13 protein-coding genes are annotated in these 11,763 nt (G+C 70.4%); 7 read left to right on the top strand and 6 right to left on the bottom strand.

Going from position 1 to position 11,763, the window contains the following annotated elements; translation table 11 throughout:
• The first annotated feature begins 80 nt into the window (after positions 1-80).
• From PSC72_RS06195 to PSC72_RS06185, 3 genes are all read left to right on the top strand, one after another.
• Positions 81-1,034, top strand: a complete 954-nt coding sequence (locus PSC72_RS06195; RefSeq protein WP_274325019.1) for an alpha/beta fold hydrolase — start codon at positions 81-83, stop codon at positions 1,032-1,034.
• 140 nt (positions 1,035-1,174) lie between these two features.
• The gene (locus tag PSC72_RS06190) at positions 1,175-2,977 is read left to right on the top strand and encodes a rhamnogalacturonan lyase (protein ID WP_382261849.1); all 1,803 of its coding nucleotides are present in this window, start codon (positions 1,175-1,177) and stop codon (positions 2,975-2,977) included.
• Between the two features lie 46 nt (positions 2,978-3,023).
• Positions 3,024-3,242: a hypothetical protein gene (locus PSC72_RS06185; RefSeq protein WP_274325017.1), complete on the top strand. Its 219-nt coding sequence runs from the start codon at positions 3,024-3,026 to the stop codon at positions 3,240-3,242.
• A 1-nt stretch (position 3,243) separates the two neighbouring features.
• On the opposite strand, the gene PSC72_RS06180 is transcribed toward PSC72_RS06185, so the two are convergent.
• The 4 genes from PSC72_RS06180 to PSC72_RS06165 form a co-directional block, all read right to left on the bottom strand.
• On the bottom strand, positions 3,244-3,582 hold the full coding sequence (locus tag PSC72_RS06180; RefSeq protein ID WP_274325016.1) for a DsrE family protein: 339 nt from the start codon (positions 3,580-3,582) through the stop codon (positions 3,244-3,246).
• Positions 3,583-3,683: 101 nt separating this feature from the next.
• Positions 3,684-4,070 (bottom strand): Zn-ribbon domain-containing OB-fold protein, encoded by a 387-nt coding sequence (locus PSC72_RS06175; protein ID WP_274325015.1) that lies wholly within the window; start codon positions 4,068-4,070, stop codon positions 3,684-3,686.
• Positions 4,067-5,233, bottom strand: a complete 1,167-nt coding sequence (locus PSC72_RS06170; RefSeq protein WP_274325014.1) for a thiolase domain-containing protein — start codon at positions 5,231-5,233, stop codon at positions 4,067-4,069. The genes PSC72_RS06175 and PSC72_RS06170 overlap by 4 nt, the downstream gene beginning before the upstream one ends.
• A 135-nt stretch (positions 5,234-5,368) precedes the next feature.
• A complete protein-coding gene (locus tag PSC72_RS06165) occupies positions 5,369-5,644 on the bottom strand; it encodes a DUF7111 family protein (protein ID WP_274325013.1) in 276 nt (91 codons plus the stop codon).
• Between the two features lie 114 nt (positions 5,645-5,758).
• Here PSC72_RS06165 and PSC72_RS06160 point away from each other — a divergent pair, with 114 nt between their 5' ends.
• Positions 5,759-6,040, top strand: a complete 282-nt coding sequence (locus PSC72_RS06160; RefSeq protein ID WP_274325012.1) for a PadR family transcriptional regulator — start codon at positions 5,759-5,761, stop codon at positions 6,038-6,040.
• 371 nt (positions 6,041-6,411) lie between these two features.
• On the top strand, positions 6,412-7,503 hold the full coding sequence (locus PSC72_RS06155) for an aldo/keto reductase (protein ID WP_274325011.1): 1,092 nt from the start codon (positions 6,412-6,414) through the stop codon (positions 7,501-7,503).
• Positions 7,504-7,560: 57 nt separating this feature from the next.
• On the opposite strand, the gene PSC72_RS06150 is transcribed toward PSC72_RS06155, so the two are convergent.
• Positions 7,561-7,731, bottom strand: a complete 171-nt coding sequence (locus PSC72_RS06150) for an HVO_0758 family zinc finger protein (protein ID WP_274325010.1) — start codon at positions 7,729-7,731, stop codon at positions 7,561-7,563.
• A 146-nt stretch (positions 7,732-7,877) separates the two neighbouring features.
• Here PSC72_RS06150 and PSC72_RS06145 point away from each other — a divergent pair, with 146 nt between their 5' ends.
• Positions 7,878-9,053 carry an MFS transporter gene (locus PSC72_RS06145; RefSeq protein ID WP_382261324.1) on the top strand — a complete coding sequence of 392 codons (1,176 nt, stop codon included), beginning with the start codon at positions 7,878-7,880 and terminating at the stop codon, positions 9,051-9,053.
• Between the two features lie 114 nt (positions 9,054-9,167).
• On the top strand, positions 9,168-10,268 hold the full coding sequence (locus tag PSC72_RS06140) for a glycosyltransferase family protein (RefSeq protein WP_274325009.1): 1,101 nt from the start codon (positions 9,168-9,170) through the stop codon (positions 10,266-10,268).
• Between the two features lie 190 nt (positions 10,269-10,458).
• On the opposite strand, the gene PSC72_RS06135 is transcribed toward PSC72_RS06140, so the two are convergent.
• Positions 10,459-11,649, bottom strand: coding sequence for a DHH family phosphoesterase (locus PSC72_RS06135; RefSeq protein WP_274325008.1), 1,191 nt, complete (start codon positions 11,647-11,649; stop codon positions 10,459-10,461).
• Positions 11,650-11,763: the final 114 nt, after the last annotated feature.

Genomic DNA, 11,763 nt, shown 5'->3' with positions numbered 1-11,763 from the left:
GGCACCGCGAGAGCAGACCGTCGCGGCCGATCTGTGGGCCGGGCATCACTTATATGCGGCAGAGGCCCCTACGTTCGGGCATGAAACTGCGGACTCTCGTCGGAGCGACGTTCGGAGCCGTCGGTGCGGCCGCCGTGACCAACCGTGCGCTCGGCCGTCGAGCGGGCGAGTTGGGACCGCCGCTGCGGGGCAGGTCCGACACCTACCGCTGGCGCGGGTTCGACGTGGCCTACACCGAGGCGGGCGACCCCGACGATCCGGACCTGGTCCTCCTCCACGGCATCAACGCCGCGGCGACGAGCCACGAGTGGCGCGAGGTGTTCGAGGAACTGGCCGAGGACTACCACGTGATCGCGCCGGACCTGCCCGGGTTCGGGCTGTCCGACCGGCCGCCGCTGACGTACTCCGCGTCGCTGTACACGACGTTCGTCCGCGACTTCGTCACCGACATGAGCGAGGACGCCGTCGTCGTCGCCTCGTCGCTCACGGGCGCCTACGCCGCAGACGCCGCCCGCGATCTCGACATCTCGCGGCTCGTCCTGATCTGCCCGACGGCCGACACCGTGCCCGGGCGGCGCGTGTGGCTCCGCTCGCTCGTCCGGGCGCCGGTCGTCGGTCAGGCGATATACAACGCCATCGGGAGCGAGCGGTCGATCCGGTACTTCCACGACGACCACGGCTACTACGACGTCTCGAACCTCGACGACGAGACCGTCGAGTACGAGTGGCAGACCGCCCACCAGCCCGGCGCGCGCTTCGCGCCCGCCTCGTTCGTCAGCGGCCACCTCGACCCCGACATCGACCTGAGCGAGGCGCTCGGCGACCTAGACGTCCCCGTCACGCTGGTGTGGGGCCGCGAGAGCGACATGCCGCCGCTGTCGGACGGGCGCGCGCTCGCGACGGTCGCCGACGTCGAACTGGTCTCCATCGGCGAGTCGGCGCTGCTCCCCCACGTCGAACACCCGACCGAGTTCCTCCGCGTCGTCCGCGGCGAGGCGACCGAGCACCCCGAGATCACCGAGTCCGACGAGTAGCCTTACTCGTCGCGGACTGTTTTCGACACCCCCGGCCCGCTCCCGAGCGGCGCGAGAACCGCACGTCCTCTCCGGGAGGGGTAGTATGAAGGTCCGACAGCGCGACCGTGCCTGAGAGTGACACCACCATGACCCGCGAGATGGAGTCGCTGGACAGAGGGGTCGTCGCAGTGCCGGTCGAGGAGGGCGTGTACGTCCGCTGGCGGCTGTTCGGGACCGACCCCGACGGCGTCGCGTTCGCGCTCTACCGCGACGGCGACCGCGTGACCGACGAGCCGATCACCGGCAGTACCGACTACCGCGACCCCGACGGGACGACCGAGTCGACCTACGCCGTCGCGCCCGTGATCGACGGCGAGGAGGGCGAGCGCTCGGAACCGGTCGATGTCTGGGACCGGGAGTACCTGGAGATCCCGCTCGACAGGCCGGCGGACGCCGAGCACCCCGAGGACGGCTCGACGGTCAGCTACCACGCGAACGACGCGAGCGTCGGCGACCTCACCGGCGACGGCGAGTACGACGTCGTCCTCAAGTGGGAGCCGTCGAACGCGAAGGACAACGCCCACGAGGGCCACACCAACCAGGTGATCCTCGACGCGTACGCGCTCGACGGCACCCGCCACTGGCGGATCGAACTGGGCCGGAACGTCCGCGCCGGCGCCCACTACACGCAGTTCCTCGTCTACGACTTCGACGGCGACGGGCGGGCCGAACTGGTCTGCCGAACCGCGGACGGGACGACCGACGCCGCCGGCACCGTCATCGGTGACCCCGACGCCCTGTATCCCGACGAGACCGGGCGCGTCATCGAGGGGCCGGAGTACCTCACCGTCTTCGACGGCGAGACCGGCGAGGCGCTGGAGACCGTCGACTTCGAACCGGCCCGCGGGGACATCGCTGACTGGGGCGACGACTACGGCAACCGCGGCGACCGGTACCTCGCCGGCGTCGCCTACCTCGACGGCGAGCATCCGAGCATCGTGCAGGCCCGCGGCTACTACGAGAAGACGATGCTCGCCGCGTTCGACTACCGCGACGGCGAGTTGACCCACCGCTGGACCTTCGACAGCACCGACCCCGGCAACGAGGCCTACGAGGGACAGGGCAACCACCAGTTGAGCGTCGCCGACGTCGACGACGACGGCAAGGACGAGATCGTCTACGGCGCCTGCGTCGTCGACCACGACGGCACCGGCCTCTACTCGACGGGGTGGGGCCACGGCGACGCGCTCCACGTCGGCGACTTCGACCCCCAGCGCGACGGGCTGGAGGTCTATCAGGTCCACGAGGAGGCCGACGCCGAGTACGGCGCGTCGATGCGCGAGGCCGGCACGGGCGAACTTATCTGGGGCGAGTACACCGGGACCGACACCGGCCGCGGGATGATCGCCGACATCGACCCGACGCACCCGGGCGCGGAAGCGTGGGCGCCGGCCGGCGTCGGGCTCTGGACCGCCGACGGCGAGAAGATCGGCGACGAGATCCCCCAGTCGTACAACTTCGGGATCTGGTGGACCGGCGACCTCCGGCGGGAGCTGCTCGACCACGACTGGGACGGCGACGCCGGAATCGGCGTCGGGACGATCGACCGCTGGCACCACGAGGCCGGGGAACTGGAGCCGCTCGTCAGCTTCGACGGCACTCGTTCGAACAACTGGACGAAGGGCAACCCCTGCCTCTCGGCCGACATCCTCGGCGACTGGCGCGAGGAGGTGATCTGGCGCGAACCCGACAGCGAGGCGCTGCGGCTGTATGCGACGACCCACGAGACAGACCACCGGATCCCCACGCTGATGCACGATCCGATGTACCGGACGGCGGTCGCCTGGCAGAACGTCGCCTACAACCAGCCGCCGCATCCGAGTTTCTTCCTCGGCGTCGGCATGGACGACCCGCCCGATCCCGACATCGAACCGGTCGGCGAGGACCCGGCCCAGGGGTAGCGCCAGGAACGTAACCGCCTTCAGCGCAGCGGACCTACCGGTTCGTATGGACCCGGCCGTCGTCTTTCTCGGCGTCGTGTTGGTCGGGCTGGGCGTGTTCGCGATCGGGTTCCCGAACTACCTCCGGAGTTTCGTCTCGGCGCGGACCTGGACGGAAGACCCGGAGCGAGCCGAGCGGTATCAGCGGATCTGGGCCTACGGCGTCGGCGTGACCATCGCCGCGCTCGGGTTCGTGATGGTCGTGCTCGGATTCGTCACTTCCTGAGTCAGGGCCGCATGTAGGCGTAGCCCTCGTTTTCCAGTCGCGTCACTTCGACCGCGCCCTCGGGGACCGTCTCGGCGTTCCCGAGGAGTTCGGACTCGTCGATGCCCTCCATCTCCAGCGTGTTGGCGCAGGCCTTGAACGAGGCCCCGTTCTCGGCGAGCGACTCGACCTCCTCAGTGAAGCCGCCGTCGCTCGTGATCGCCTCGATGCCGCCCGCCTGCGCGACGACCGCGACGTCGTCGATATCGCCGGACTCGTCTTCGAGGAGGTTCTTCGCGATGGTGAGCGTCGTCTCCTGTTCGCTCTCGTCGCCCGAGACGAGGTGAAGTACTGATTGCATACACTTCCGCTGGGGACCGGCCAGGGGAACGTCCCGTGCTTGCAGGACACGGGCGGAGAATCTGGGGCGGAGAATCGGGGACGAAGACCGCCCTGCGAGCGCTACCGCGGCCGGAAGACGATGGCTCGGTCTCCCGTCGTCTCGCGCTCACCGACGTCGATGCCGACGGGCATCCCGACCTCGATATCGTCGGGGTCCACGCCGCGCAGCAGGCCCGTCACGCGGACGGGGCCGTAGTCGACGATGGCCGTCGTGTACGGGGTGTCCTCGCTGAACTGCGGGGTGGCGACCGACACCGTCGTGTACGTCGCCACTTCGCCCGAATCGGGCAGCGGCGTCTCGGTCAGCTCGCGGCTGCGACACTCCGGACACACCCGCCGCGGCGGGAGCCAGCCGTGGCCGTTCGCGCACTCCACGTAGTACCCCTCGCCAGCTTCGATCGCGTCGAGCAGGTCGTCGTACTGCCCGTCTCTGGCTTTGTCGCTCATTCCATCACCTCCATCACGTGAACTGTGGCACTCGCGACGGTACCGCCGGCGTTGTGCGCGACGCCGACCCGCGCGTCAGCCACGTCGTCGGACCACGGCGACTCGCCGTCCAGCACCTCCGTCAGCGAGATGATCTGCGCGACCCCTGTCGCGCCGACCGGGTGGCCTTTGGCCTTCAGCCCGCCCGAGAGGTTGACCGGCATCTCGCCGGTCGCGTGGGTCTCGCCCTCGCGCGCGGCGATGATTCCCTCTCCGTCCTCGTACAGGCCCAGCGACTCGACGGCGAGCACCTCGGCGATGGTGAAGCAGTCGTGGACCTCGGCGACGTCCACGTCGGCGGGACCGACGCCGGCGTCGGCGTACGCCTCGTCGGCGGCCTTGGACGCGGCCGGCGACTTCAGGAGGTGATCGCGGTCCTGGAGCGCCATGCGGTCGCTCCCCTGGCCGGTCCCGGTGATCGCGACCGAGGCGTCCAGATCGTGTTCCTCGGCGTACTCGGCGCTGGTCAGGACGGCGGCGCTGGCGCCGTCGGTGATCGGGCAGGCGTCGTAGAGCCCGAGCGGTTCGGCGACCATCGGCGCCTCCAGCGCGTCCTCGACGGTGATCTCCTTGCGGAGCTGCGCGTGCTCGTTGGGCATCGCGTGGTCGTGGTTCTTCACCGCGACGTGTGCGAGGTCTTCGCGCGTACCGCCGTACTCTCGGAAGTACGCGCGGGCCATCAGCGCGTAGGCTCCGGGGAAGGTCATCCCCGCGCGGATCTCGTAGAGGTCGTCCGCGGCGATGGAGAGGGCGTCCGTCGCGCCCGCGGTGCCGATGTTGGTCATGCGCTCGCTCCCCCCGACGAGGATCACGTCGGCTTCGCCGCTGCGCAGGTGCTTGACGGCCTCGCGGACCGCGGCGCCGCTGGAGGCGCAGGCGGCCTCGAACCGCGTCGCGGGCACGTCCAGCCCGACGGCTTCGGCCATCAGCGGGGCCTGGTGGCCCTGGTGCTCGGCGAGTTCGCCCATGAAGTTGCCGTAGAACAGGGCCTCGACGTCGTCCGGGTCGACGCCCGAGTCGTCCAGCGCGGCCAGCCCGGCCTCCGCGAACAGGTCCCGGCCCGTCCGCTCGGAGTGCTCCCCGAAGCGGGTCAACCCGACGCCGGAAACGCGTGGGTGCGTCATCGACTCCCCGTAGGAACTCCAGGCGGTAAAAGGCGCCCGTTACTCCGTGAACCGATCGCACGATCACCGGGTTCGATCGGGAGACGGCGGAGGGATCGACGCCGGCGAGCTACCTTCTCCCGTTCGCCGCTCGGTCTACATCCCCATGTCCGCCGCGGCGTCGGGCACCGGCAGGTCGTGGGGAGCGACGCCGAGCAGTTCGGCGGCGTGGTCCAGCGCCATGTCGAACCCGTAGTAGCGCTCCAGTTCGTCGCCGTCGGCGCTCGGCCGGACCTTCAGCATGGCGTAGCCCTCGACGTTCTGGGCGACCGCCGCCGTCCGGCCGTCGCGCTCGAAGGTCAGCAGCCGCTCGGTGTCTGTCTCCTCGTAGCGGGCCGTGATCCCGTCGCTCGTCGCGGTCGCGTCGGTCATTGCCGAGAGTCGGGCCCGCTGGTAGTCGTAGGCTTCGATCTGTCCCCGTCCATGACGGCGACCGCCCGTCCGGCAACCGCAAGAGTCGAACCGCCCCCGGACCCAGGGGCGGGTATGACCAAGTGGCTCCAGAGCGGGCGCCGCCGGGACCTGACGATCATCCTCGCCGGAGAGGGGCCGCTCCACGGCCAGGCGCTCAAGTCGCGGCTCGAATCGCACTACGACGAGCGCATCGAACCCCGGTCGTTCTACGGTGCGCTCGACACCCTGGTCGACAACGGCCACCTGGAACTCCGGGAAGCGGGCATCCACGACGAGTACGCGCTCACCGACGCCGGCCGCCGGATGGTCGAGGAGCAGTTCGCGTGGATGCGTGGACATCTAGAGGATTCCTGATTTTCGCTCGTCGTTGTGACGGCGGATCCAGCGAACAGCAGGCGTTGAAAGCCCTCGACGCGCTCGCGGTCGCTGAGCGGGATATCCTCGCTCGCTGCGCTCGCTCGGATAGGGCCGCGCTCAGACGACTGAACTACACGCGAGCGCGCCTCGCCCTTTCAGTCCACCAGGGAAACCGCTCCGCACGGCACCGCGCCTCACGCCTCCCCAACCGATTCGCTCCCTGCGGTCGCTCATCCCTCGCACGGCTTCGTCGCGGCATGAACGCCGCGACAGCGCGCGCCACCGCACGCCACTCACTGAGTCACCTCCATCGGAGGCCCCCGTGGTCGAGATGGCACGCTTTTCCCCGCCGGGACCGAACCGCCGATATGGTCACCAGGGACGCGACGTGGGCGTACCGTGACGAGTTCGGCGACCGGTTCGCCCGGACCTACTTCCGGCGGTTCGGCGAGGGGGTCGTCTCCAGCATCGGCGTGGGCACCTACCTCGGCGACCCGACCGACGAGGCCGACGACGCCTACCGCGAGGCCATCGTCCAAGCGCTCGAATCCGGCGTCAGCGTCGTCGACACCGCCATCAACTACCGCAACCAGCGCAGCGAGCGGGTCGTCGGCCGAGCCATCGAGGAGGCCGATATCGACCGCGAGGCCGCGCTCGTCGCGACCAAAGGCGGGTTCGTCCCGTTCGACGGCGAGCGACCTGACAACCCGGGGCAGTGGATCCACAGCGAGTACGTCGACACCGGTATCGTCGACACCGACGACCTCGTCGCCGGCCAGCACTGCATCGCGCCCGGGTTCGTCGACGACCAGCTCGACCGCTCGCTGGAGAACCTCGGTCTCGAAACCATCGACCTCTACTACGTCCACAACCCCGAGACGCAACTGGCCGAACGCCCGGCCGACGAGGTGTACGATCAGCTCGAAGACACGTTCACGCGCCTCGAAGAGCGGGCGGCCGAGGGGGACATCCGCCAGTACGGCGTCGCGACGTGGGAAGCGTTCCGCGTGCCGGCCGACGACGACAGCTACCTCTCGCTGGCGGAGGTCGTCTCGCGGGCGCGGGAGGCGGCCAAGCGGGCGAACAACGCGGCGACGCACTTCCGGGCGATCCAGTTGCCGTTCAACGTCGTGATGGCCGACGCGTTCACCGTGCAGGCCCAGGAAGGCAGCGAGGGGACGCAGTCGACGCTGTGGTTCGCCCACGACGCGGGCCTGAACGTCTTCACGAGCGCGTCGCTCGCGCAGGGACGGCTCGCGTCGGCCGGACTCCCCGAGGACGTGGCCGAGCGAGTGGCTGGCGAGACGAGCGCGCAGAAGGCGATCAACTTCGCGCGGAGCGCTCCCGGGGTCACCTGTTCGCTGGTCGGGATGGGCTCGCCGGAGCACGTCGCCGAGAACGTCGCGGCGGGCACCCATCCGCCGCTCGGTGCGGACTCGTTCGACGCGGTCTTCGAGTGACGAGCGAGCGCGAGAAACGGGCTACTGTCGGGCGGGCGTTCGTCGACGGGAACGCGCCTATCCCACTTTCTTCCACTTGTTGCCGCACTCGGGACAGACCCGAACGGTCCCGATCTCGTCGGGGTCGTTCTCCGTCCCGAGCTCTTCGCCGCACTCGCTGCAGGCGAGTCGCTCGTAGACGTCTTTCTCGATCTCGCCCGAACGGAGCCCCTTCCGGACCGATTTCATGGGCGGGGGTACGATACGGACTCTCAAAAACCCCATGCATAGATCTGGCGCACCGAGGCCCTCGCGGTCGGGCGATACGCCGGAACGGCGGTCGGATCGCCGGTCGCAGTCGCAACGCTTGAAGGGCCGCGCACCAACCCCGCGGTGTGACCCGCCGCCACCTCTTCGGCTCGCTCTGCGGGATGGTGTTCGTCGTCAACCTCGGGCGGGTCGTGTTCGCGCCGCTGCTCGACCCGCTCCGGGCGGCGCTCGCCGTCGACGCCTCGGCCGTCGGCCTGCTCGCCTCGCTCGTCTGGGTCGGCAGCGCGGTCCCGCGCATCCCGACCGGATACCTCCTGACCCGCGTCCCGCGCCACGCCGTCGTCTTCGCGACCGGCGCGACGCTGACCGCGGCCACTGCGCTCGCGTCGGTCGCGCCGGGCATCCGCGCGCTCCAGGCCGCGGCGTTCCTCATGGGGGCGGCCGGCGGCGCGTACTTCATCGCCGCCAACCCGCTGGTCAGCGAACTCTATCCCTCCCGGGTCGGCACCGCGCTCGGCGTCCACGGCACGGCCGCGCAGATCGCAGCAGTCGGCGCCCCGCTGTTCGTCACCGCCGTCCTCGACGCCGGGCGGTGGCCGACCACCTTCCGGGTCATGACCGTCGGGACCGCCGTCGCGACAGTCGCGTTCACCGTCGCGGCCTGGCGCACGGACCTGCCCGAGGCCGGCAGCGAGGACCGACAACTGCTCGTCGCCGTCCGCGCGCAGTGGCGACTCGTCCTCGCCGCCGTCGTCATGCTGGGCGCCACGGGGTTCGTCTGGCAGGGCGTGTTCAACTTCTACCCCACCTACCTCGCGGAGACGAAGTCGCTGACCGAGTCGACCGCGCGGACGGTCCTCTCGGTCGTCTTCGGCGCCGGCGTCCCCGCCATGTTCCTCTCCGGCCGACTGGCCGACCGCCTCGACGTGGTCCGGTATCTGCTCGCGTTGCTCGGCGGGTTCGTGGCCGTCCTGCTCGCACTGACGGCCGTCTCCGGGCTCCTCGGTGTCGTCGCTCTCAGCATCGCGCTGGGCTACGTCACGCACAGCCTCTTCCCGGCGATAGACACCTACCTGCTCGGGTCGCTCCCGGACCGCCACCGCGCGAGCGCCTACGCCGCCTACTCGGGGACGATGATGTTCGTCCAGGCCGGCGGCTCGTACGCCGTCGGCTTCCTCCGCGACGCCGACGTGGCCTTCGACCTGATATTCCGGACCTTCGCCGGCGCGCTCGTCGTCGTCCTCGCCGCCCTCGTCGTTGCCCAGCGGACCGGGCGACTCCCGAGCGGTGCGCGCGCGTGAATCGACCGCGCCGGCTCGCAGTTGCCGGCCCGCGGTCGCCAGCCCGCAGTCGCCGGCCGACCTCGTCCGCCGAAACAGCGAACTATATGGGAATCGAGTCGTTAGCGGGCGTCGATGGAGTACGTCCAGGAGCGGGTGGCGACGCTGCACGACTTCGGCGACGCGAGCCCCGCGGCCCCCGTCGACCGGGCCACCGTCGTCGTGCCCCTGACCGACCGCGACCACGCCAGCCTCGCCGCCGAGCAGGTGCTCTCGACGCTCGGCGACGTCGACCCGCAGTCGGTCCTCGTCGCCCTCCGCGCCGGCGGCGGGACCGTCGACGACGTCCGCGAGTGGGTCGACTCGATCGACGTCGACGCCGACCTGCTGTGGTGTAACGCCCCGGCCGTCCGGTCACTGCTCGACGAGCATGGCCTGAACGGCGAGGCCGGCAAGGGCCGCGACGTGTGGCTCGCGCTCGGCGTCGCCGCCGCCCGCAGCGAGTTCGTCGCCGTCCACGACGCCGACGCGACGACCTACGGTCCGGACCACGTCCCCCGCTTGCTCTTCCCGCTCGCTCGCGACTACTCGTTCGCCAAGGGCTACTACGCCCGCGTCGAGAACCGCCGGCTCTACGGCCGCCTCTGTCGCCTCCTCTACGAACCGCTGGTCGCCGCGCTCGGCGAGTCGCGCGACGATCCGATCGTCGACTACCTCGGCGCGTTCCGCTACGCGCTCGCCGGCGAGTTCGCCGCCACCAGCGACCTCGTCCGCCAGCTACGGCCGCCCCGCGGCTGGGGACTGGAGGTCGCCACCCTCGGCGATGCCTTCCGCGAGGCCGGCTTCGATGGGACCGCGCAGGTCGACCTGGGCATCCACGAGCACGACCACCGCGCCGTCAGCGGCCGCGGCGGGCTCTCCGACATGGCCGACGAAGTCGCGGCCGCGCTGTTCGGCGCGCTCGCCGACCACGGCGTCGCCGTTGACCACGACGCCCTCCGCGAGCGCTACCGGACCACCGCTCGGCGGTTCGTCGACCAGTACGCCGCCGACGCCGCGTTCAACGGGCTGGAGTTCGACCGCGTGGCCGAGCACGAGCAGGTCGACGCCTACGCCGAGTCCGTCCGCCCGCCGGCGTCAGACGACCGACTCCCCGCTTGGACCGAGACGGACCTCGACCCCGACGCTGTCTGCCGGGCGTCCCAGGACGCCCTCGACAGTGTGGCCGGGGAGTGAGCGTCGGCCGATCGACATTTATTCTGGCCGCGCTGTCGCGCGTCTCGTCCCGCGACGGCGCCGTGCGAGGGGTTTCGTCGCTTGCCGTCACCAGCGGTCGAACCCATTCCTAACGAGCGGGTCGAGATCAGATGCGGGACAGAATCACCAACGACCGGAGTACCGGCGACTGCACAGACAGGGAGAACAGCTAGATGTCGCCGGCCATGGCGTCGAACAGCCGATCGACGAACTCCTGGCGGTCGAGGCCGTCGCCGGGGCCGAGGCCCTCCATGTGCTCAACGGAGAGCTGGCCGCCGCCCATGCGGGCGTGGCCGCCGGCATTGGCCATGGGGATCTCCTCGACCACCGCCCTGAGCGTCTTGCCCATGTGGACGCGGTCGTCCCGGGAGCGGCCCGAGAGGTGCAGCGTGTCACCCTTCTGGCCCATCACGACGACGGCGGTCACGCCTTCGAGGCGAGTGAGTTCGTCCGCGGCCTGGGGGATGGCGTCGGCGTTGGACACCTCGCCGACGTCGCTGACGGCGAAGGCGTTGCGGACCGAGCGCCTGTCGATGGCGCGGGCCTTCACGTCGAGGACCTCGGCGTCGACCTGCGGGTTGGCGATGCGGTCGAGGCGGTCCTCGTCGATGCCGTCGTAGAGGTAGGCGCTGGCGGCGAACTCCGCGGCGGAACAGCCCTTGGTGAGGTGTTTGGTGTCCGACTGGATCCCGTAGAGCAGACCGGTGGCGGTGTCGGAGTCGAGGACGCGGTCGGCGTCGCCGTTGACGGCCTCGGCCTCCTCGGGCGAGAGGGCGTCCCAGTCCTGTTGCTCGAAGTACTCGGCGAAGATGCTGGCGCAGGCGCCGTGGTCGGGGCGAACGTCGGTGAACTCCGAGCCGGTGCCGTCGCCGGGGTGGTGGTCGACGACCGCGACGGGGTCGACGCCCTCCGCGCCGGCGAACCCGCGGGGCTCGTTGTGGTCGACGAGGACGACGTTCTCCGAGAGCAGGTCGCTGGCGGTGTCGATCTGGTCGAAGTCCAGGTCGAGGACGGTCTCGAACGCCCGGTTCTCCTGGTGGCGGATCTGGCCGGGGTACTGCAGCGAGGTGTCGACGCCGACCTCCTCGGCGAACTCGGCGACGGCGAGCGCCGAGGCCATGGCGTCGGGGTCGGGGTTGGGGTGCATGAGGATCGAGACGTCCTCGTAGTCCGCGAGGTGACTGACGAACCGCTCGCCGGGCGTCCGGCGGAGGCGTCTGATCCCCCACCAGAGCGCGACGAGGACCGCGAGCAATCCGACGACGGCGGCCGCGAGGACCAACGGGTCCTGCTCTGCGACCGCCGACGCGGCGTCGGAGGGCGCGGCGATCCCGACGCCACCCGCGGCTGCGTGTGGCATATCCGGGCTGTCGCCTTCGAGGGTCAAGTAGTTTCTCACTGTTCCGCACGCCGGGTATCCGCCCGAATAGAGGCCACAGAATCGATTTCTGCGGCGATTCGCCGACTGGACTCG

Source organism: Halosimplex aquaticum, assembly GCF_028747785.1.
Classification (GTDB): Archaea; Halobacteriota; Halobacteria; order Halobacteriales; family Haloarculaceae; genus Halosimplex; species Halosimplex aquaticum.
This window is presented reverse-complemented; position numbering and strand designations above follow the sequence as displayed.

What these genes read in the sequence shown, in the direction of transcription:
- PSC72_RS06195 (WP_274325019.1), top strand. Translation starts at nt 81, where the DNA reads ATGAAACTGCGGACTCTCGTCGGAGCGACGTTCGGAGCCGTCGGTGCG.
- PSC72_RS06190 (WP_382261849.1), top strand. Translation starts at nt 1,175, where the DNA reads ATGGAGTCGCTGGACAGAGGGGTCGTCGCAGTGCCGGTCGAGGAGGGC.
- PSC72_RS06185 (WP_274325017.1), top strand. Translation starts at nt 3,024, where the DNA reads ATGGACCCGGCCGTCGTCTTTCTCGGCGTCGTGTTGGTCGGGCTGGGC.
- PSC72_RS06180 (WP_274325016.1), bottom strand. Translation starts at nt 3,582, where the DNA reads ATGCAATCAGTACTTCACCTCGTCTCGGGCGACGAGAGCGAACAGGAG.
- PSC72_RS06175 (WP_274325015.1), bottom strand. Translation starts at nt 4,070, where the DNA reads ATGAGCGACAAAGCCAGAGACGGGCAGTACGACGACCTGCTCGACGCG.
- PSC72_RS06170 (WP_274325014.1), bottom strand. Translation starts at nt 5,233, where the DNA reads ATGACGCACCCACGCGTTTCCGGCGTCGGGTTGACCCGCTTCGGGGAG.
- PSC72_RS06165 (WP_274325013.1), bottom strand. Translation starts at nt 5,644, where the DNA reads ATGACCGACGCGACCGCGACGAGCGACGGGATCACGGCCCGCTACGAG.
- PSC72_RS06160 (WP_274325012.1), top strand. Translation starts at nt 5,759, where the DNA reads ATGACCAAGTGGCTCCAGAGCGGGCGCCGCCGGGACCTGACGATCATC.
- PSC72_RS06155 (WP_274325011.1), top strand. Translation starts at nt 6,412, where the DNA reads ATGGTCACCAGGGACGCGACGTGGGCGTACCGTGACGAGTTCGGCGAC.
- PSC72_RS06150 (WP_274325010.1), bottom strand. Translation starts at nt 7,731, where the DNA reads ATGAAATCGGTCCGGAAGGGGCTCCGTTCGGGCGAGATCGAGAAAGAC.
- PSC72_RS06140 (WP_274325009.1), top strand. Translation starts at nt 9,168, where the DNA reads ATGGAGTACGTCCAGGAGCGGGTGGCGACGCTGCACGACTTCGGCGAC.
- PSC72_RS06135 (WP_274325008.1), bottom strand. Translation starts at nt 11,649, where the DNA reads ATGCCACACGCAGCCGCGGGTGGCGTCGGGATCGCCGCGCCCTCCGAC.